This is a genomic window from Runella sp. (assembly GCF_965279615.1).
Taxonomy (GTDB): Bacteria; Bacteroidota; Bacteroidia; order Cytophagales; family Spirosomataceae; genus Runella.
In genome coordinates, this window is record NZ_OZ257252.1 from 5812446 (window position 1) to 5833665 (window position 21220).

Annotated in this window: 17 protein-coding genes; 6 read left to right on the forward strand and 11 right to left on the reverse strand. The window is 35.2% G+C overall.

Features of this window, described 5'->3' with window-relative positions; translation table 11 throughout:
* Positions 1-93: 93 nt before the first annotated feature.
* The 11 genes from ACQY73_RS24395 to ACQY73_RS24445 form a co-directional block, all read right to left on the reverse strand.
* Complete coding sequence (locus tag ACQY73_RS24395) at positions 94-3177, reverse strand: DEAD/DEAH box helicase (RefSeq protein ID WP_428655998.1); 3084 nt, start codon at positions 3175-3177, stop codon at positions 94-96.
* 617 nt (positions 3178-3794) lie between these two features.
* Complete coding sequence (locus ACQY73_RS24400) at positions 3795-4247, reverse strand: hypothetical protein (protein WP_428656001.1); 453 nt, start codon at positions 4245-4247, stop codon at positions 3795-3797.
* 111 nt (positions 4248-4358) lie between these two features.
* Positions 4359-4538 carry a hypothetical protein gene (locus tag ACQY73_RS24405; RefSeq protein WP_428656003.1) on the reverse strand — a complete coding sequence of 60 codons (180 nt, stop codon included), beginning with the start codon at positions 4536-4538 and terminating at the stop codon, positions 4359-4361.
* 69 nt (positions 4539-4607) lie between these two features.
* The gene (locus ACQY73_RS24410; protein WP_428656005.1) at positions 4608-5762 is read right to left on the reverse strand and encodes an AAA family ATPase; all 1155 of its coding nucleotides are present in this window, start codon (positions 5760-5762) and stop codon (positions 4608-4610) included.
* Complete coding sequence (locus ACQY73_RS24415) at positions 5759-6115, reverse strand: hypothetical protein (RefSeq protein WP_428656007.1); 357 nt, start codon at positions 6113-6115, stop codon at positions 5759-5761. Before ACQY73_RS24415 ends, ACQY73_RS24410 begins: the two co-directional genes overlap by 4 nt.
* Positions 6112-6435 (reverse strand): helix-turn-helix domain-containing protein, encoded by a 324-nt coding sequence (locus ACQY73_RS24420; protein ID WP_428656008.1) that lies wholly within the window; start codon positions 6433-6435, stop codon positions 6112-6114. The genes ACQY73_RS24415 and ACQY73_RS24420 overlap by 4 nt, the downstream gene beginning before the upstream one ends.
* A 102-nt stretch (positions 6436-6537) precedes the next feature.
* Positions 6538-7797 (reverse strand): hypothetical protein, encoded by a 1260-nt coding sequence (locus ACQY73_RS24425; RefSeq protein ID WP_428656011.1) that lies wholly within the window; start codon positions 7795-7797, stop codon positions 6538-6540.
* Between the two features lie 41 nt (positions 7798-7838).
* Complete coding sequence (locus ACQY73_RS24430; RefSeq protein WP_428656014.1) at positions 7839-8780, reverse strand: HipA domain-containing protein; 942 nt, start codon at positions 8778-8780, stop codon at positions 7839-7841.
* Positions 8777-9109, reverse strand: coding sequence for a HipA N-terminal domain-containing protein (locus ACQY73_RS24435; protein WP_428656016.1), 333 nt, complete (start codon positions 9107-9109; stop codon positions 8777-8779). Before ACQY73_RS24435 ends, ACQY73_RS24430 begins: the two co-directional genes overlap by 4 nt.
* Positions 9096-9317, reverse strand: a complete 222-nt coding sequence (locus tag ACQY73_RS24440; RefSeq protein ID WP_428656018.1) for a helix-turn-helix transcriptional regulator — start codon at positions 9315-9317, stop codon at positions 9096-9098. Before ACQY73_RS24440 ends, ACQY73_RS24435 begins: the two co-directional genes overlap by 14 nt.
* Before the next feature lie 475 nt (positions 9318-9792).
* A complete protein-coding gene (locus tag ACQY73_RS24445; protein ID WP_428656020.1) occupies positions 9793-10494 on the reverse strand; it encodes an IS5 family transposase in 702 nt (233 codons plus the stop codon).
* Positions 10495-11154: 660 nt separating this feature from the next.
* Here ACQY73_RS24445 and ACQY73_RS24450 point away from each other — a divergent pair.
* The 6 genes from ACQY73_RS24450 (at position 11155) to ACQY73_RS24475 (ending at position 20967) form a co-directional block, all read left to right on the forward strand.
* The gene (locus ACQY73_RS24450; RefSeq protein WP_428656021.1) at positions 11155-12420 is read left to right on the forward strand and encodes a hypothetical protein; all 1266 of its coding nucleotides are present in this window, start codon (positions 11155-11157) and stop codon (positions 12418-12420) included.
* Positions 12421-12909: 489 nt separating this feature from the next.
* On the forward strand, positions 12910-14391 hold the full coding sequence (locus ACQY73_RS24455; protein WP_428656023.1) for a hypothetical protein: 1482 nt from the start codon (positions 12910-12912) through the stop codon (positions 14389-14391).
* Positions 14384-17980: a hypothetical protein gene (locus tag ACQY73_RS24460; RefSeq protein WP_428656026.1), complete on the forward strand. Its 3597-nt coding sequence runs from the start codon at positions 14384-14386 to the stop codon at positions 17978-17980. The genes ACQY73_RS24455 and ACQY73_RS24460 overlap by 8 nt, the downstream gene beginning before the upstream one ends.
* A gap of 2 nt (positions 17981-17982) precedes the next feature.
* The gene (locus ACQY73_RS24465) at positions 17983-19530 is read left to right on the forward strand and encodes a hypothetical protein (RefSeq protein WP_428656028.1); all 1548 of its coding nucleotides are present in this window, start codon (positions 17983-17985) and stop codon (positions 19528-19530) included.
* Entirely contained in the window at positions 19514-20230 is a 717-nt protein-coding gene (locus ACQY73_RS24470; RefSeq protein WP_428656031.1) for a hypothetical protein, read from the forward strand. The genes ACQY73_RS24465 and ACQY73_RS24470 overlap by 17 nt, the downstream gene beginning before the upstream one ends.
* Positions 20227-20967, forward strand: coding sequence for a retropepsin-like aspartic protease family protein (locus tag ACQY73_RS24475; protein WP_428656033.1), 741 nt, complete (start codon positions 20227-20229; stop codon positions 20965-20967). Before ACQY73_RS24470 ends, ACQY73_RS24475 begins: the two co-directional genes overlap by 4 nt.
* The last annotated feature ends 253 nt before the right edge of the window (positions 20968-21220 follow it).

Sequence of the window (21220 nt, forward strand, 5' to 3'; positions counted from 1 at the left end):
GGATTGGAGATAAATAGGTTTTTACTGTGGTTTGCGTAAGCCTCCCTCAAAATAGGTAAATGGGTTAGATTTAGCTAATGACGGGCATAGAAATTAAGCGCTGACGATTAATCGAAATGGTACTTTGTAAGCCTGCATCAGATACATCTCGGTCGTTCCCAAAAGCAGAAGCTGACTATCTGTAATCTTTGCTTTTGATAAACCTGGTTGGACAGCAGCCACAGAAAAAAGGAATGCTTTGTTTCGTTGTTGATTCTGTAAATGAAATAGAGTATTAATATCCCCACGTTCGAAGCGTGAGACCGTCGACATTTGTTTGCGTTTTACTTCGCGGTCACGCATGTGTTTTATTATTTCTGTTTTTGGATTCTGCCATATTCCACTGCGCTGTGATTGACCACAAACCGTATATAAGTCATCAATACGACTGCCTACATACACATCTTTAGAAAACTTTAAATGAAAAAGGTCAACGGAAAAATAATCCTTATGCTCTTTTATGGCTATAATATCTGCTGCCTCACCCGAATCGTCATCGTCAAAGACAATACTGTATTCTTCGTCTTTTAACAATTCAAGAATAACTCGCCGTTGGATAGAATCAGGTCGCTTCTCAAGCTTCTGAGACTCCTTTTTTATGTTAGTTCCCGTCCAGTCCCAAGAAATAATTTTGTTCAAATCAAACTGAGGCAAGGTCATAATGTCGGGGGGACAATACCGTACTGTATTTAATATATATGAAAGGTCTGCATAACGAATTAACACAGGGGATGTTCTAAAATGCTGTCTAAGTGAGATGAAGTTGTGACCTCGTCTAATTTCTATTTCCTCTCCTTCTATAAGTTCATAAATTGCCTCATTATTTTTAATTGTCATAGAATAAACTGACCGATAATTCTCAATAGTTATTACAAAGCTGATTTCATTTTTAGTAACTTGAATCAGATGAATCCCAACAAAACACCAATCATAGGATACTTTACCAATTCTAAATAAGTTTTTATGACCAGATAAGGACTTATAAAAGTCTTCCGGCCAATCTACATAAAAAGGGAGTATATCTTCAGGAAGAGCTGTTAGTACTTCTGGCATCCAAACATTTTTAATAATTTTCGCAGTATCAATACTATTATCTATAACTTTACTTTGCACCCACTTGCACCAATCTTTAAATTCTGTCAGGTCATATTGAAAACGAGACCAAATACGCCCTTTATAAGAAGCCCCAATACTAAAAGATTTCCCATCTTTGGTACCAGTTCCAAATAAGTTTGCTTTACTTTTATTAGTGGTTAAAACTTCAGTCAGACCTTCTCTGACATTAGGGCCGACGTGCATGGTATAGCGAATTTGCGTACCCATAGCTTCGCTTAGACCGACATTGAATAAACGAAGCTCAAAGATTCCGTCGAAACAACGAAACACCTGATCGTTGTTAATAATTAAATACTCCTCTGCCCCAATAGCCTTAGCTACATTCTCATGATATGAATCGGTATTAGAGCTGTGCAGAAATATCAGCCTATACTCTTTATCATAGTAAACAGCAAAAAGATCGTGGATTACATCTTGAATTGAATTTGACTCTGTCCATTCGGGAGGAGCCGTATGCTTAGCGCAAATCAGTAACATATCATCATCAGAGTTAACGCAATATGTAACTTCCACATTATCTCTAAATCCCTTTACACAATTTTCGGGATTCCAAGTCTTACTAACAGGTAATTGGTAGATTACTACACTAGTTTTTGGAAAAAGCTGGTCAAGAGTAAAACTAAACGGTATGCTGGTAAAACCGTCATGGCATTCCTTCGCTTCTATCTCTTTCTTTATCTTTGACTGGCTTTGGAATCGAATGATACTGTTCCAGTCTGAATCCGGTTTGTAAAGTGCTTTCATGCTACTGCTAACTGATTGTGAAGCTTCATTAATAATTACAGATGCATCGCCAAGGTCAGTTCGATTGCGAATGAAACGCCCGATAAATTGAAGGAATACGGGCCAACTTTGATGGCCATCATGTATGGCCGCAATTTTTAATTCCGGTAAATCGAAACCCTCACCTAACATGTTAACGCATATGGCAATGCGTGATTCTTTACCCGTTAATGCTCTTAGTTTTTCCGCTTTCTCTGCGGCAGGTAACTTACTATGAATAACAATCGGTTTATATTTTTCAAAAGCTTCGTAGGCGGTCAATACTTCTTTTGCTCTGGGTATACTATTGACTCGAGCCATTATAATATGATTCAACCCATTTTCCAAGTCTTTATTGAGTACCTCAACCGCTTTGGCAGCAATGTCAAGGTCTGCTAATAGAGGATTGAATTGTCGAATAGGGTATAGGTCGATGTGTCGGAAGTAGCCTTCTTTCTGAGCTAGGGCAAGTGGGTATGTATAAATAAGTTTGCCTTCCAATCGTTTCCCATCTTCACGAAAAGGTGTTGCCGTAAAAAGCATAATACGACTATTAACACATCGATCAAGAAAATTGCGCCAGGTCGGAGCCGTACTATGATGAGCCTCATCTACAAACACGTAAGATGCTGATTCTGCCATATGTTGTCTAACTACAACGGAACATGCATTTAAAGAATCCAATGTTGTGACGACTACATGGCAGCGCTGCCAAAGTAAGTCGGCCTCCTGAATAGTGCTTATTTTGTGAAAAATACGACCTACAACTGGGTGAAGAACAGAATTATCAATAATTCCACATTTTTTCAATTCACCTAACGAAATAAACTTATTTCCTATCTGTTTTCTTAGATTGTCAGAAGGAACAATTACAAGCAACCGGTCAATCTGTTGCTTAATAAGTAATGATAGCATGGTTTCTGTCTTACCTGTTCCGGTTGGCATAACTGTGACGGCAGTGCTTTTGGAAGTTGTCCAATGAGACAGAGCTGAATAAATGGCACCAAGCTGTGGTGTTCTGAGTCCTTTTTGTAATAAAGAACCATTTGGAGCTTGTATTTCTTCTGTAAAAGAAAATTTATTTTTCCAAGAAGCTATGGTAGCAGCTTTATTAGCTTTCCACCAGTTACTGTCTTCAGGAAATTTTCCTTCTTTTAAGATATTCTGAAATCTCAATTGTGAAATTGTATTTCTGTCAATAGTGCGAAATTCATGTAAAATTTCTTCAGAACTTATTGAATTCAAGTCAGATTTATTCACAGTTATCAGAGTAATTGAAGTAAATAATGTATGCTTGTTGAGAGTGGCGGATTGTCTAGCAGTATTCGGTTAAAAGACAAGATTTGCGTTATATCAAAGAAGGATATAAACTCTAACTTTAATAATTTCCCAAAAAATTTCTGTAATTTATACAAAAAAATATGCCAAATATTACAAAATAATAAACTTGATTAATAAAATCTTTGAAAAAGTTATCAAACGGCTAAATTAAGGTTATCCAATAGCAAAACTTTAAGCAAGCTTTGTTAAGAATAAAAATTCAAACCATTAATTCAAAACTTGATTTTAGAGACATTTAAACAGTGCCATATTAAGAATGATTATCTTGTTTTTTATGCTAAATAAGCCTCGCAAACATTTGCGAAGCTTATTAGTGGAAATTTATAAATATTCTACCGTTCTACTCCTCCACCAATACACCACCCCTGCCAAACCAATTAACATTATAATTAAGAGTACCCATGAAAACCAATGAGAGTCTGATTTTTCTCGATGCACAGAGCCATCCAATGATGGTGACGGGTCTGAAAAAGTAGGAATGGAATGGAAAGGAATGATTGCGTCCTCTCCGCTGAACGGATAATAGGTTTGCTGTATCATGGCTTTTGATGGTTAAAACTGTGAATTAATACGATAAACATGTCTGAAATTTGCGAAATCAGAATGGGCTGCTGCTGACCTTGTGGATTAAGGTACGTTAAGACTTTTCCCTTACATTGGTCAAAGTAGTGCTTCAGGATCGTATTCCCTTCGTAGAACTGTAACTGTTTTTGCAGTTCCTCTGCCGTTTTTCGAGCATTATTAAGCTTGCTTTCCCATTCATTGAACGTATAATGACTTTTTTGGACCAGGGCAGAGGGCGCTTTTTGATGACGTAATGAAACCACCGTTTCTACGTACTCACTCAGGGTCATTCCGTTTTGATAGGCTTCGTGGGCCAATTGGATTTTTGTACCTCCATCACACTTAAATCCTAAAGTAACTTTGTTACGAGCATTTTCCAGCCCTTCCAGCTGTAATGCCCTGCCGTTGTTTTGATAATCGTTCATAGTTATTATATTATATGGTTTAATTGAACGGCTCAAAAATAATTAACCCTGATTAGCCACTTTGGGGTTAATCAGGGTTAATGCAGGTTAATCGGCGTTAATGTGTATTAATCACGGTTCACCCAAATGCTCGATAATAGCTGCTACCTGTTTAGGGGTAAGTACTCTGTCAGTAGGATTTAATGATAAACCGGGAATTTTCTCCAGCCATTTTTTCATCGTTTCAATACTTACTCCGTATCGGTTGGCTAACTCCGAACGAGTCGCCGATTTAGACGTTTTTGTTTTCATGCCGGTATGATTTTGGACGTTGGAAATGGAAAGGGCCTATATAGGGCTTTTCCATTTCCAACGTTATTTTTAAAAAGGAACTGACAGGTGAAAATAGACTTCTTTCCCTTTTTTAAGGCGTGTTAAAAAAGGATGTAAACCCTCCGTTAATCCTTTGAGGCGGGTGTCAATGGTTTTGGAGGTGCAACCGAAATAATCAGCGAGCTGATTGACCAGTTCTGCTTTGGAGACTTCGCCCATCAGATTTTCCGTTAACCAATCCCTGAGTTCTCCCAGCTCCGCTTTTTCGGCTTTCAGGTTTTTCTGTTCAGTTATAAAGTCACCCTCTGCTACTACCAGTCCTTTAGCTTCTTCCGAATAGTGCAGAAAATGAGGTTCGGGCTTTTTAATACTGCGGGTGTGCAGAAACTTCACGACAATTAAATCGGTGGAATTTCCATTGCTGCCTTTATCAAAACCAATTGAAATAACGGTTGATGCTTTATTAATGAGTTCAGTACCCAAATGCCCGCGTGCCTTTGATTCTCCGAAACTGTTAGGGTTTTCGTGAATGACACAGATGAATGATACGTTGTAGAGGTTAATCATCTGATTAAGCATATCAATGAGTTTCATGGATTCTTTCGGATCATTGAAACTGCCGATGCAATCGGTAATGACATCTATGACAACAATGATATGTTCATTCGGATGATTTTGGCGCATCTCTTCCAAGTATTGACTGATTGCTTCAAATCGTTCCGCCCGGTCTATATCAATGAGGCTGGCGACATCAAAATTGGATGGTAGGGCTGTTTTATCAAAACCCGCTTTTTCTTTGATGCGTTGAACGGCATAAGGAAACTGATCTTTTTGATTTCGTTCGGAATCAATATAGGCCAAATGAAAGCGCATAAGCGGGGTGATGGTGAAGCCAAGGAATTTAAGTTGAGGATTCATACAAAGAAAAGCCGCTCCGATATTTTCCGTCAGGCGTGATTTGTGGGAACCCTTTTGCCCCTGGATGACAGTGATGGTATTAGGATAGATAATTCCTGATTCACCCAAAGACAGTAAGGGACGGGCAAACTGAATATCCTGACATGCCCGAACTTCAATCATCTTTTGAACTTCCCGGAGGCGTGGGAGATAAGATGGTTTAGCTGTTTTTACAGGTGTAGTCTCAGGGCCCTGCCCTTCGTTATATTGGTTGAAAGTTTTAAATTTATCCAATAGCGATGTCATGACGGATAAACGCCTCCTGTCGCCATTAAATCCATGAGTTCTTTGCGGTAATAATCTCGTTGCACAGTAAGTCGAATAAGTTGATCAGCTACTGAACCGGTAAATTCCAGATAAGTATTTCTCAGTTTTTCCAACGTAGCTACTAAACCCACAAATGCGGAAAGTTCGCTTTCCAAGAATTTAATGGTTCGGTAGTTACTTTCGGACTGTTCTTCGAAAGGCAAATTTCGAAGCGCAAATAAACGACGTTGTTTCTTTTCAAGTAGAATTACGACTGCGGTCAATTCTTTATCAAGAACTGCTTCCCAAAACAGCATCATGCTGCTTTGGGAAGGGGTGAGAGATGGGCTCATTTTCTGCTCCCTTTCATTGGATACATTGTTGCTTCTGCCTCTATTTCCTGACGGGTTTTCTTCTTTTTAGAAATTATCCATTCATCCAGTTGATGAGCAAGAAAAACCAGCCTTTTACCCGGTTTTTGGTGAGGAATCTCACGGGTGGAGGTTAATTGATAAAGCGTATTTTTGGGTATACCCAAATACTTGGCAGCTTCATCAATACTGAGAGGTTTGGAAGTGGAAACTGAAGGACGGGCTTGCTCAGCAAGCGCTTCACGGACATTGACTCTAATAATCTCGGCCAATTCGAGTGGTGAAATAACGATGATTTGCATTTGTTTTCAGGAGCCTTTTTTTGTTGATTTGGTGAGCTCGGTTACAAATGAACAGCAGTTATTTATGGTTGTTTATTTATTGGTGGGGGACTGTAAATATTATTAGCCTCCCAAATCTTTTTCTAAGTACTTGATAATTAGGTCTTTAATATTTTCAACTATTTTCCTTGCCTCTTTTAAATTTTTTGGTTTGATACCTTCATACAATAATGAATCTTCTATTTGTTTAGCCGAGAACCCTGTTAATCCCTGTATTGATTTTGACATATTATCTTTACTGGTTGCGTCATCGGTTAATATAAACCTTAGTTGTGCTAAATAACTGAATAACTTTCCGGCATCCTCTTTTTCACTTATGGTTTTTTTATCACCTTTACCTCTTTCTTTTGGCTTAACTATTTCAATTTTCTCTAACGGGGGCCGACCGGCCTTCTTAAATCGTACGGCTTGACTTACGGATAACTCGGTGTTTATATCCTGAGTGGTACTTATAAAATCGTTTGACAATTTTATAATATGCTCGCTGTTGATAATTTTCTCATACTTCATTATAAGCAAACTCACAAATTCTTTAAAATTATAAGCATTGCCGTCAAACGTATTTCTCAGCTGCCAGTCTAAAAACAGTTTAATATCATATAAATCGGTCAGAGCTAATTTCCAGGCAAAAAAGAATTCAAAGTCTTTTCTTTCCTCTGTAAAAGAGATTCTGCAAGGTGTATCAAACGTATAAATATCATAACTCCATCTATGCCATTGATAGGGATCATTATTGTCTTTAATGTTAACCTCATATAATGATTCAATTAGTTTTTCCAATATAGATTGCCTGCGTTCAGCAGTAAGATTGTCAAAATGTTCTTCGCTGTTTAGTTTTTCCCGGTCACGTTTTTCCATCGCTAAGCTTTCTTCGTCACTCATTCCAAATATTTGGGAAAATGGATTGGGGGAGACTACACGTTTGGGAACGACAATTTGAATTTTTTCATCATCGGTAAGTGATTCAAAAGATATTTCACCGGTGAAACGACTGTCCTGAAGGAAAAAAGCAGGGTAAAAAACAGTATCATACTTTGCATCCCGCCAATCAACACCTTGTTCCTCTCGAAAGCGATCTCGGAAACGGCGCCATCTGATAGGATGAAATTTTACCGCTACCGCACGTTTGGAGAATAAAAATGATTCTAATCGTTGCCTGAATTCGATGACTGAATCACGATTTAATTTCGCTTCCTGATCTCTTACCTCAAAATAAATATCATTCGTCACAAGTTCATTTTTATCATACCTTTCATAAAGAACCGGTTCTTGAGCAGCTTCATTATTTAAGCCATCATTCTGTTTCTCAGGGGAGTTATTCATCGTTTTAAAAGCTTGTTTTGAGTCATTTACAGTCGGAGATTTTAAGCCAATCTAAAAAATCTTTCTTGAATCAGTTGTTTAAAGGCTTCTTTAAAGTCAGGACTGAGAAAACTGATGTCTATATACTCCATCCATTTATCTTTTGCTTTTTCCATTTTTCTGAAAATGTTTTCCTGCTGTTTAGTCTCCAGTTTTAAGGTTGTGAAAGCCGTTATGAAGTCGCTTCGCTTTATTTTTCTCTTTTTTCCGTTGAGAGTCAGCGCCAGATCTTCGTTATCTTCCGGATTGACCAGGGCCGTAGTTACCATGTCGTAGGCGGGTGAAAGGATTGGCCCAATGCCCGGCTCAGTAATCAACGAAAAATTTTTCAGGTGCATATCCGCATTGCCTGTAAGAAAAGAGAACACTACCTGTTCAAAAAAATTGACGGCATCCAAGCCCGGATTGGTTGAATATTTCAGAATGGTTTTAGCTATTTGTTCATACGAACCGTGGTATTTGTCTTCCGTCAGTCGTTCCGTCAGTTGACACATGTCTTCCATGGGAAGTTTGTTTTTCTTTACCCGGTCTATTCGTTTGGTAATATAGGCCAAACTGCCTGATTGCAGCCGAATCAGGCTATGGGGAACAGTCCTGATTCCGGCGATTTCAGCCAAGTGCATGGTCAAATCTTCCACTTCAGGTAATTGCGGATAATGCGGTGTCGGGGGTTTCAGAATGTATTCTCCCCAAAGCCCTACAATCGTAAATCGTTGCGATTCATTTTTCTTTTCTCCTGAAACAATCTCCAAAGAGAGTTTTGGCTGTACTCCCGTGACGGTCATTTGGCTTCGGATGACCTGAGTAGCCAGTTCTTCCATTTGATTTTCGGTATAAGGCAACTCGGGAGGCGTAGATCGTCCAAAGATTTTTTTACTACATGCCGCATGAAAATCGGTTTCATTGGCACTCAAAAGCTGATAACAGTACAAACATCTTTTCATAAATTCTCCTCCTCTTCAACAGGATAGATACTTACAGCTCCAATACAGTCTTTACAACAGGCCAGTAATAATCCCATGCGGTCACGGGGATTTAGTTTCCAGTTTCTTTGGGCAATGTCCAGCAGCCATCCTTCGGGAATCAGGCCATCAAAGAAAGGGAAAAGCACTTTATCAGTAAAAGGTGTCTGTTGTAAGGGCAGCGTAAGGCTGATCGGTTCGGGCTTCTCCCCTTGCAAATAAGCCGTATCGTATTCAAAATGATACCCGTTTTCATTCTGGATCAGCCACCCTGCGGTCAAAGTGTGCATCTTGACTTCAGCTTTTCTCATCGGTCAGTAGTTTACGGTTAACGGGTACCGCCCCTGTCTCATACCCAAATAATTGTAACACTTGGTTCACCTTATCCATTCGCAAGGTTTGCTTACCCTGTTCGAGTTCACGCACAAAGCGAAGACCCACCCCGGCTTTCTCTGCTAATTCAGGTTGGGTAAGCTTGGCAGTATTACGCTTTTCTTTTACGAATTCACTTAGTGACATTTTTATACCCTTTTGGGTGTAAATATAAAACAAAATCCTTTATTTATACCCAAAAGGGTATAAAATGTAAATATTTTCCGCCAATGCTCAGTTATACTTCAGTTGAGGATGATTTATTTGTTACCTGCCACTTTTCGAGGGAAGGATAAATTTAAAATTGTCTTAATTTTAGGGATACTTACAACTGCAATTCGATCCCAAGGAGAACTACGAGATTACTATCAGCGAAAAGTAGCTGAACTGGGCGCCCGGAGGCGGTAAAAATAAGATGGCGGTTCTTAACGCTGTTCGCAATAAGTTGATACAGCGAGCCTACGCGGTAGTAAGCAAAAACCAAAAATATGACAAAACTTATACTTATTCGCTTGCTTAGAGCGTGTTGGGAAATATTATCTAATAAAAAATGATTTTGCGTTGCAGTAAAATCTGGATATTGGCTAAGTATAACCAAGAGACCGAAGAAGTTACTGTATATTCATAATCTTTGACCAATCGACGAAAGAAGTTTGTCCAGGCAATTGTTCCGGTCCGCCGGCGCGGTTTCAACGACCCATCGATGGGCAATAGGAATAAATCCTCGAACGGATTCCGGGCGAGAGGCTTTTTCAAAAACAACTCCATGATGAGCCAGTTCTTTAGCAAATAATCCATTATAAGCCTGATCTCCGCACACTTTTTCCAGACGTTCACTAAGATGGATAATAGTAGATAGTAAAGCAAATGCACCGCGCCCGTCAGCAATATGGGCAGAATGAACTGCGACAGCCCACAGGCGTCCCTGACTGTCAACCAATAATTGTCTTTTACGTCCATTTACCTTTTTATGTGCGTCAAGACCTCTGTTTTCGAAAACCATTGGAGATAACTTAACGCTCTGACTATCAATACAAAGAAGCGATGGATATGCTTTTCTTCCCATAGCTTGTCGGTCTGTTTGATTAAGTGCCAGATTTACTTTTTCCAAAGTGCCGTCTTGTTTCCATTTATCAAAGTAATAATAGACAGCCTGCCAATGCGGATCATCATGGGGAAGATTTCGCCATTGGCAACCTGTACGCAGGATATAAAACAAGGTATCCATTACTTGACGAAGACAAATTTTGCGTTTCAGATCTAAAAATAACGATATTGAATCCCACTGGGAATCGTTCAGTTTGCTAAACTGCTTGGTCATCATTTTGTTGTTTGGTCACTACAAAGATGACGCGATTCCCATTATTCTTCAATTTCCCAACACGCTCTTAAACCATAGAAATCTCTAAGAAGATTTTCAAAGAACTAGATGTGGTATTGCCCCGGAAAATTTAGCCACAGTTCGTAAGTTGGCTTTACAGCTACTCAATCAGGTCAAAGATCAAGAAAGTATGAAGAATAGACGTAAAGTAGCCAGATGGAATGACCAATACCTTTTCAATATCTTTAGCTTGATTTATATGCGTTTAACCTGATAAAAAAGTTAACTTTTCTTTTTTTTTGGATTAAATTTGTATACTTGCATTATACTATAACATTACTATAAAGCTATCCTGTAATTTTGGACATTTTAAGTAAAAAACTAAAACACATTGTTATGGTTGAACTATAGAAAGCAAATTCAATATCTCCATTTTGGGATAAGAAGCTAATTCTCATCACAGAAATTGACCAAATTGGATTTCATATAAATCGGAGCTATTTACGTAACAACGTTACCAAAATCTCCAACTTAATTAATCGACCTTATTAATTTTTTGAATTCTTGGTTTCCATTTCAGGAAGGAAAAGAAATTAGATGACTAGGGACTTTTAATTGCTACACTTTGCATTAAAATATTATTTTGCCAAAACGATTTGTAATATGAAAAATAGGCTACTTTCATTTATAGCACTTTGGGTTCTACTTATAGGATGCAGTACGGTTAGTTGTGAAGACAATATCGATGAAAGTTATTGCCCTGAAATAGATTCTACAAAAAAACCATTGCCTAGTCCATCAATAAAGGAAATAAATATTTTCATTGATGCTTCTGGAAGTATGAGTGGTTTTATGCCTGCAACTGAACCTTCAACAGAGTTTCAGATTTTAATTCCTGACATTATTTCAAAGCTAGAAACGGAATTCCAAGGAAAAGTCAATATTTATCCAATTTATAATTCTAATTCACCACTGAGCCCTCTACCCATTAATGATACCCAAAACAAAATTATTAATGGAACACTCGCTCAGAAAGCAGGGGATACTTATATACCCACAATGTTGGATTCAATTTACAATGGTTATTTCAGAAAAGATGCTGTGAATATTTTTCTTTCTGATTGCATCTATTCTCCAAAGAATATACAAAAGAAGCAAGCTGAACAAGCAACTCGGGAAATCAGAGAAACTATAAGTGGCTACACAAAAGATTATTTTACAAGTGTATTTTGTGTGTTTTCACAGTTTAACACTATTAAAAATAGTCCTTATTATATAATTGTTTTCGGAAAACCTGAAAACAATCATGAGGTTGAGTATTTAATTAAAAATACAATAAATAACAAAAATCAACAGTTTCAGCAGGTCAATTTTGGTTTACAATATAATAGACCTTTCTACTCTGTTTTGCCATATACAGAAATTTCTCCTAATTGTATTGCAAATCCTTGCGCAAATCTGAATAACGCATTTGCGAATGTTTCAGTCCAAGACTGGAAAGAAGATAGTGATACTTTAAGTTTTTGGGTAGCTATTGACTTAACAGATTTTCCTTCCTATGCTACAACATTAGCCTATCTTGATAGTAATTTGGTTCTAACAATGCAAAAAGGTAATGCCACAATCATAGAAAAAACTTTAATTGCACCTAAAGAACTCAGCAGTGATGATAAAGAAATAGCTACTAAAGCAACTCATTTTATTCATATTAGAATTTTAAGTCTTGAAGATTTGGTTACAACTATTCAATTAAAATTAAATTACTCAACGCCAAATTGGATAAACACCTTGAATCAAACAAATTCCGAGAAAAATGGAGAAAAAACTTTTGGACTTGAACGCCTAATGAATGGTTTTGCAGAAGCATATAAACAGGGAAAACCAACTTATTTTTTTAATGATTTAAATATTTCCCTAATCAAACAATAAACCTATGTGGAAATTTCTTTACGATACTTTACTTCAGTGGTTAACAAGCCCTTGGGCAGCATATATGAACAAATATGCCAAACAAGGCAGACTTGTCAGAGATAAATTTTTTAATGATATTTACCAATATTCTGGTATTGTTCTACTCTCGATATGTATCATTTCGTGCTTCCTTTATTATTTCTATTTTAACAAACGCTTTGGCAGGTATTACAGAAAGAGAACATGGGTAAAATGGATGTTCATAACTTCACTGCTTATTGGAATTTTAACTTTCTTTGTTGGCAGCTCATCCGTTGCCTCATTTCTCAGCCCTACAACCATGTTGATTGTTTGGTTAAGTATAATCAATCTCATATTTGGTATAATTCTTTTTCTTTTATTTTCAATCATTTGTCAACTAATAGCAATTTTGGTGAGAAGATTATTTTTCTACGATATTTCTCCAATGGCAAGCAGAACTCCATTTTAATAAAATAAGTAAAAAATATGGCAAGACTTTTTATATTCGGCATTGGAGGAACTGGTTCAAGAGTGATTAAATCACTGACCATGTTACTTGCATCAGGTATGAAGCCTGGCAACTTTGATACAGTTATTCCAATCTTAATTGACCCACATAAAGATTTGAAAGAATTAAATGAGTGTAAAAAACTTATCCGTTTATACTCTAAAATTAATGAAAGCACATATCAGGAAACAGCATTCATGCGCGAAGGATTTTTCAGAACGAAAATGACAACCCTCAAATCTGTTACTACCGATAAAACATTAAAAGATGACATTGAGTTTGATGAAAGACATAATGAGCCATTTGGAGATTTTATTAATAAACCTGGTATCCGTCAGAAAAGTCAATCCACGTTAGACCTTCTTTCATTACTTTATTCTGATAAAAATTTTTCGCAACAACTATCAGTAGGTTTTAAAGGCAATCCACACATGGGTAGTATTGTTCTAAATTCAATAATTGGAGGGCCAGCTTATAATGCTTTTAAATCAACATTCGCAGCTGATGATAGGATCTTTATTATTAGTTCTATTTTCGGAGGAACAGGTGCCGCAGGTTTTCCTTTATTACTTCAAAACTTCAGACAGTCAGATAATATTCATATAAGAGAAAGTTATATTGGAGCACTTTCAGTAATGCCATATTTTAAATTATCCGAGCCAGGGCAGACAAGCGATATTGACTCTAATGATTTTATGACTAAGACAAAATCAGCATTGACATATTATACACGTTCTGATTTCATAAATTTATATGATTCCATGTATTATATAGCTGACCCCTATAAACAAACTGACCCCTATAAAAACGATGAACATAAACAGGAAAATAAAGCACACATAGTTGAGTTACTTGGTGCATTATCTATTTTTCATTTTGCAAAAAACAAAGTCAATAGAGGTAGTGTAAACGAATATTGCCTAAGTGCAAATGAGGAAAAAATAACGTTTGATTCCATTGGTAATTCAACAAAAGAAGATTTAGGGCACAACCTAACAGCCTTACATTTACTTTCAATACTTCATCCCTTTGTAAAAGCAGAAGCAAAAAGTTTAACATTTTGTAAATCAAATGACTTTAATAGCAATTTCTTTAATGATGACTTTTTCACTAATTCAGAAAATGGTTTTGAAAAGTTTCTTTCACAATATTACAATACCTGGATCAATGAAATAAATGATAACCAAAGGGGATTTAGCCCATTTAATTTAAAATCTACTACGAGTTTCAACTCCTTAGTAAACGGGGAAAGTTATCAATCCGAAAAACATATTTTTGATAACATCATTATGCGACCTACTGACATCTTAGATTTAGTGACTCAAGTTTCAATTTTTGCTACAAAAAAGGAATTAAAGCAACTTAATGAACCCTTTAAGTTCTGTCAGTATTTATCAATGTGCTTTCAGGGAACAGCATCTTTTATTGACTCCAAATTAAAAATCAAAGACAATGCCTAACTATAAGCTAAGCGTTTCTCAACGCAATCATGATACAACAGGTTGGCACAGCTCATCTCAATTTCAATATGACGATATAAATAATATCAGAGTTCTGAATGCAAGGAATGATAAATCTTTAAATGCAATTCCATCGCCATTGGCAAGAATTCATTTATTTGAATCTGCTTTCAGTTTGGTCTATCAAGACGAATTGAATGGAACAAATGTTTCAGGTGATGCTTACAAAAAATTAGTATCTGACTGCTTTGATGTCTTTGAATTACTTTTCAATTGGAATAATCATATTCGTGAAGGCAAAGATTTGAAAATAATTACATGGAATGGAGAAACTGAGACTGAAAATCTAAAAAGAGAATTCAAAGAAGAAAAAGCAAGGAAAGAAGCTGAGCTTAGAAAATTACAAAACGAAAACCAGTCATTGAACTTACAACAGATAAAAGGGTTCAAGGAATATTTAGTTGGTGATACTTTAGATTTGTTTTTAAAGACAGGAGCTTTTGCCGAGTACAATGAAATTCACATTATTCTTTTAAACAAGCGTCCTATTGCTGGAACTTCACCACTAACAGGATTTTTTACTACACCAAATGATTTGACAAACATCAATTTGGTTAATCCTATAAGTAAGAGAAATTATTTTTCAAGACATCTGCCATTTTCACAGCGTGATTCAAAAATTAAAAAATACATCTACGATTTTTTTGTTACTCATGGTGTCAATATTTTTCATGATCGCCTTCCAATAAGAAGCTACTTGGAATACCATGCTGTAAATATTGGCAATTCGGTTTTGAAACTTGAACCTCTTAACACAAACGAAAATAAGATTTTTAATCAAATAATAAGGCTTCATTCAAATGCTGAGAGAGGAGTGTTTGACTACTTTGAAAACCATCTTGTGAAATTAAACTATCGCCTAAATGAAGATTGCTTTTATACGGCAACGAACCTTAGACGTGATAGGAAGCATGATTTTTTGTTACCATTAACTACAAATTTTTTTGCAGACTTTGAACTTTCAGATATTAATTCCATGGTAACTATTAATGAAAGAGATGCAAATACTGTCGAAGTAGCTATTCGTAGTGGAAATCAAACGCTTTCGAAATTGTATCAAGCTAACCGAGTGAAAGAGCAAGATGGCTTCTTAATTGACTTGGCAGCAACCCATTCAATGAAATTGGACTTAGGTATTTTCCCCTTTTTGAAAATATCTAATGATGACGAATTTAATGATTTTTACAGGGTAATGTTTGTTAGCCAGGATAACAATTATCAATTCAGAAATGATGATTTTAAATTAAAATTTGGAAAAGATAGAAATCTCATTGATCCACAGGCATCTGTAAATTATAAGATTAGTAAGGAGGATAGAACTGTTTTAGAAAAAAAGAAATCATACGTTGGCTCGACTTACTATTCACTAAATTTCTGCTTTGATTTTATTCAGATTGAACTACCACAAATTAGTCAAAGTGGAGTCAAGTGTATGATTGTTCCTAAGTGGATATTAAAAAGTCTTGGCAACAATCAAGTAGATTTTGCAATTGATTTTGGAACTACAACAACTTTTGTTGCATATACAGACGACCCAAACCATCAAACATTGCCAAAACGTTTTGAGTTAAACGAAAGACAAGTACCGGTAGCTTTATTAAACAAGCCAAGAGAGAAGAAGCCAGAACTTAGATGGATTGATTGTTTTGAGCATAATTCTGTTTTGCCTGATTTCATTGAATTCTTTGAAGTTCAGAAACAAGAGTTTGTTCCATCGTTACTTAATGCTGATAAATACTCATTGCCATTCAGAACAGCAATGTATGAAAAGAACTCAATCCCACCCAACCAAAAAAGGGCACTAAGCAACTCAAACATTGCTTTCGCTTACCAAAAGGATTATGACAATGTAACCCACCTCAATCAAGATTACATAACAAACCTAAAATGGAATGTAAAAACAGACTCTAAATACAAAGAGTCTATTGAAGTTTTTATTGAAGAGTTGTTTCATCTGTTGCGGATTAAAACATTATTAAGTGATGGCAACCCAAGAATTAGTAACATCTCTTGGTTCTCTCCTTTAAGCTTTACACCAGGAGCACAGTTTACGTATAATCAGATTTGGAGCAATAAATACTCACAGGTTTTCAAAGGAAATGCAGACACTAAGTTAAAGAACATTACTGAATCTGAAGCACCATACTACTACTATTCTAAAATAATGGCAGATGGAGGTGGAGCAGAAGGAATTGAAGATACTAGTTCTGTCATGACTTTAGATATTGGAGGCGGCACTACTGACTTCATGTATTTTCGCGAAGGTATACCAGTAATTGGCACATCAATTCAATTTGGTGCAAATGTGTTATGGGGGAACGCTTATAGTGAATTCAATGCAGAAAAGTTTAATGGAATTTACTTGGCTATCAAAAACATAATTGCAGAACGACTTAAATCAACCGAATTAAAAGCCTTAAACGAAACATTTATTAAACCAGATTCGCCATTTGGCTCCGATGAAATTATTAATTTTTGGATTTGGAATAATGATAAATCAGGAGTCCTAAAAGAATTGAATAAAGGGGATTTTAAATTTTCTTATTTACTTCATTTCTCTGCACTTATTTATCATTCATATAGACTATTACAATACTATAATCATCCTGCACCAAAGTGTATTATATTTACTGGTAATGGCAGTAAGTATTTAGATTTAATTCAAACCAAAGATTATATTCAAAAAATTTGTGGTTTCTTTGTAAAAGAACTATTTGGAAATAATGAAAGAATTCCACAAGTAATTTTGCCTGCTAATAATAGGAAAGAAGCAACTTGTTTTGGTGGCCTCTACCAACCTTTTGGAGGACAGCGTAAATTTTCTGCCGTTAATTATTTAGGATTTGAATCAACTAATGATAACTTCAAAAAGTATTCTGACATAGACTTGCAAAAAGTGCAGATTTATAATAGTCTTGCAAGTTCATTTTCTGAATTTATTAACTGTTTTTTCAAGATGAACGAATTTAAAGAACTTTCTTTTAGAGGAACCTTTACTATTGAATCAAATTTGAATGCAGTAAAAAACTTTATACTTTCAAAATCAAGAGAGAACCTTTCAACGGGATATGATAAGAGAAGAAAATTGGTAGATGGTGGGGATGAAATAACTGATTCCCTATTCTTCTATCCGATTGTTGGATTGATATATCAGATAAATAATTTGACAAAAGAAAAATTAAATGAATATATAGAACGAACAACATTCTTTGCACTAAGCCCAGATGATGATGCAAGTTTTGATGTTTCAAGATTAAGCACAGACCAAAAACCTGATTCAATCTTTTCTATTTATATTGATAACACAAATCCAGACTTTGGTGAGATTATTTTAATTGACGATGCTTCTGCTAACAAAAGAGCAATGGCAGGCCTTAATGCATTTTTGAAATCGGTTTGTGAGTTTGACGAATATCCTGACAATGTAAGTCAATCTATTCAAGTAATTGAGCCCGGTAGTATTGCTAAGGAAAAAGAAACAGGCAGGTGGGTAATTACTCAAAAAATCAAAATTAAATTTGTATCATAATAATGGCTATTGCAGTGCTTATTTTAGAAATATTATTAGTTATAGCTGTAGTATTATTACAGCTATATTTTTTCAATTCTACATATCAGAGGATAAAGCTTCTTTCCAATCTGTTTCCTACACAGAATCTTGACGAATCTTTTTTGCAGTCGTCTGACACTTCAAATGGAGTAATACAACTTATTAGAATTGATAGGAATCTTTACAGTGAAGAATTTACTAATATTATTAATTCAATCAATAATTACCTCAAAAAAAATCAGGGAGCGACTGATTTTTCAATAATCGAGAGCATTGTAGAACGAAATATTGAAACAAGAGAAAATGCTGTAAGTTCTAATGTAACACTACCACTCTATATTGGCTTGATGGGAACATTTACAGGTATTATTATGGGACTTCTCAGAATTGGATTTGGCGGTGGTGTTTCAGATGAAAATATCAATTCATTTATTGGCGGAGTTGTGATTGCAATGATTGCCAGTTTTTTAGGGCTACTTCTTACTGTTTTGAACAATTCAAAAAATTTCAAGGAAGCTAAGGCAATTTGTGATACACGAAAGAATAGCTTCTATGATTTTTTACAGGCTGTCCTATTACCTCATCTTGGAAATAGTTTGTATGATGCCTTAGATAGATTAAAGTTTAACATAAATGATTTTAATAAAAAATTTGAAAACAACATACAGTTGTTTGATACGAAATTTTCTGACAATATTTCATCCTTGCGAACTTCGGTCGAATCACTTTCGGGAAACATTGGTGCCGTAGTTGAAAATACTCGAACACAAAAAGAGTTCTTGGTTGAATTGAAGAATATTGGATATAACCGCATGGCAGAAGCCAATGTGAGAGTCTTCCAGTTGTTAAAAGAAACGGGGCCAACATTTATCAAGTTTATTGAAAAACAGAAGGAATTAACATATTCTGTAGAACAAGCAGTCAGTTTAGTACAATTTATTGACTCCATTTTTAATAGAATTAAAACATTTGAAGAATCATTGAATAATTTGGGTGAAAGCATTAATCAGAGTCATTTCTTAGGTAATGACTTGTTGAAACGCGTTGATACTAACTTGAAATATCTTAACGACAAATTTGAATTGTTAAAACGCTTTGAAGATGCAAATCTTGCAGAAACAGAAACTTATTTTAAAAATAAATACGCTGATATCCAACGATTGACGGATAACATTAAACGAGAAGTTGAAAGTGCTTTAGATATAAAAATTGAAAACAATCCGTTGCAAAAACTTCATTTGCTTGATACCATTGATAAACACATGAGTGAGATAAAGAGCAAAATTAATTACAATAGTGAATTTAAACAAATCAGTGACGATTTAAGTTTAACAAAATCAGAATTGTCTGACATTAAGCAAAAGCTTACTAAGGCGATTGAGGAAAATAGAAGCAAAAAATCTCAAAAAAATAATCGTAAGGAAAAGTCACGGGATGAAGATAAAGTAAAAGAACCACCAAAGAACAAATCGAATCTGTTTAGCCAATTTACAAATTTATTTAAACGAAATAGTGGAAGAGAAGAGTAAAGATTTTTTTTGGACAAGCTATGTTGACTTGATGACTGCATTATTTGCTGTTGTCTTAGTTTTATTTGTCCTCTCTTATTATAACCTTAACAAGAAAAAGCAAGAACTGGAAAACCTCGTAAGGATTAAAGAACAGGAAGCTGCCATTCTTAATAAAGTAAAAGCTAACTTCAAGCTTTTTGAAAGTGAGCCTAATATTTTTTATTTTGATACAAAGTATAATCGAATCCAGTTATCGTTTGAAATCAAATTTCGTAAAGGGCTTGCTTACTATACTTTAACCTCAAATGATATTGAGGGCGATTTTAAGGGAACAAAAAAGAAACTTGATGAATTAGGGAGCAAGTTGAAATCAATTATTAATGAATTTCAAAGTCAAAAGAAACATGATACTTTAATGAAAGACATTTCTTACCTTATGGTAATTTCAGGGAGTGCTTCAAAATTTCCAACTGATTCTCCAAATGAAAATTATATTTTAAGTTATAAAAGAGCATTATCTCTGCATGAGTATTGGAAGAAGAATTTAGGGCTTGATTTCGATGCTCCTAAATACCATGATATAATTGAACTACAAATCTCAGGTGTAGGGTTTGGTGGAGTAGGCAGGTTTAATAGCCCTTATAATTCAACAAAAATTTCAGAGGAGGAAAAAAATCAAAGATTCATAATCCACATAGCCCCAAAAATTGGCAAGTGAAAAAGCTACTAATTCTTTCAATTATCTTTTTGATTTTTTCTTGTAGTAGCGGAAATCATACTGTAATAAAAGTTATTGATGGAAACAGTTTTCAGTTAAGTAATGGTGTAACTGTTATACTTACTAATGTTTATAAGTCTGATGAAAATATCAAAATTTTAGAAAGATACTTAAGGAGTAATATTTTACTTTATGATGAATCGAATGAAGAAATTAAAAACTTCTCCTCTGACCAAATAACTGCTTGGGTTTATAATTCAAATGGAGATTGTGTAAACAACCTTTTGACTGGCATTTCTGAAATAACCAAAAATAAAACACCAAAGATTAAGAAAGCCAAATTAGAAGACAATAGAACAGTTGTCAAATTTGAACAGGAGAGTGGTGTACTTCATATTCCCGTAACTATAAATGGAGTTGAAATGTATTTTATTTTTGATACTGGCGCAGGTCTAATTTCAATTTCAGAATCTGTAGCTTTTGATTTGTATAAGGAAGAAAAGTTACAAGATGCAGATTTTATAGGGAAAGGTCAGTTCTCTGATGCAAATGGCGATATTACAGAAGGAACAATTATCAATCTACAATCTGTAATTATTGGAAATCGAGAATTAGTTGATGTTCAAGCATGCATAATACACGGCCAAAATGCCCCATTACTTTTTGGGCAATCTGCATTACAGAAATTTGAAAAGGATTCAGTTGATTATAGCACCAAAGAAATAATCTTTGAATAAATACAATTATAAATTTTTCATCAGTTATCTTTTTGATATTTATTTTAAAATTATTTAATGGGAAACGAAATTGGCTATCACAAAAAATTATTCCATATATAATATATGCTGGCTGTTAAGTTGCAGTAATTCCTTGGAGTTTTTAAGTAATGGGTTGCCTTTAAATGTGATGGTTCGAGATAAGCTACAGTTAATCTTGCATAAAAGGTTATAAAAAATACTATTTTTTCTCCAAAACCAGCTTTGATTCGAA

Excerpts from the sequence above, each read along its gene's own strand:
- ACQY73_RS24455 (WP_428656023.1), top strand. The coding sequence starts at position 12,910 with ATGGCAAGACTTTTTATATTCGGCATTGGAGGAACTGGTTCAAGAGTG.
- ACQY73_RS24450 (WP_428656021.1), top strand. The coding sequence starts at position 11,155 with ATGAAAAATAGGCTACTTTCATTTATAGCACTTTGGGTTCTACTTATA.
- ACQY73_RS24460 (WP_428656026.1), top strand. The coding sequence starts at position 14,384 with ATGCCTAACTATAAGCTAAGCGTTTCTCAACGCAATCATGATACAACA.
- ACQY73_RS24445 (WP_428656020.1), bottom strand. The coding sequence starts at position 10,494 with ATGATGACCAAGCAGTTTAGCAAACTGAACGATTCCCAGTGGGATTCA.
- ACQY73_RS24420 (WP_428656008.1), bottom strand. The coding sequence starts at position 6,435 with ATGCAAATCATCGTTATTTCACCACTCGAATTGGCCGAGATTATTAGA.
- ACQY73_RS24405 (WP_428656003.1), bottom strand. The coding sequence starts at position 4,538 with ATGAAAACAAAAACGTCTAAATCGGCGACTCGTTCGGAGTTAGCCAAC.
- ACQY73_RS24465 (WP_428656028.1), top strand. The coding sequence starts at position 17,983 with ATGGCTATTGCAGTGCTTATTTTAGAAATATTATTAGTTATAGCTGTA.
- ACQY73_RS24440 (WP_428656018.1), bottom strand. The coding sequence starts at position 9,317 with ATGTCACTAAGTGAATTCGTAAAAGAAAAGCGTAATACTGCCAAGCTT.
- ACQY73_RS24415 (WP_428656007.1), bottom strand. The coding sequence starts at position 6,115 with ATGAGCCCATCTCTCACCCCTTCCCAAAGCAGCATGATGCTGTTTTGG.
- ACQY73_RS24425 (WP_428656011.1), bottom strand. The coding sequence starts at position 7,797 with ATGAATAACTCCCCTGAGAAACAGAATGATGGCTTAAATAATGAAGCT.
- ACQY73_RS24435 (WP_428656016.1), bottom strand. The coding sequence starts at position 9,109 with ATGAGAAAAGCTGAAGTCAAGATGCACACTTTGACCGCAGGGTGGCTG.
- ACQY73_RS24430 (WP_428656014.1), bottom strand. The coding sequence starts at position 8,780 with ATGAAAAGATGTTTGTACTGTTATCAGCTTTTGAGTGCCAATGAAACC.
- ACQY73_RS24410 (WP_428656005.1), bottom strand. The coding sequence starts at position 5,762 with ATGACATCGCTATTGGATAAATTTAAAACTTTCAACCAATATAACGAA.
- ACQY73_RS24400 (WP_428656001.1), bottom strand. The coding sequence starts at position 4,247 with ATGAACGATTATCAAAACAACGGCAGGGCATTACAGCTGGAAGGGCTG.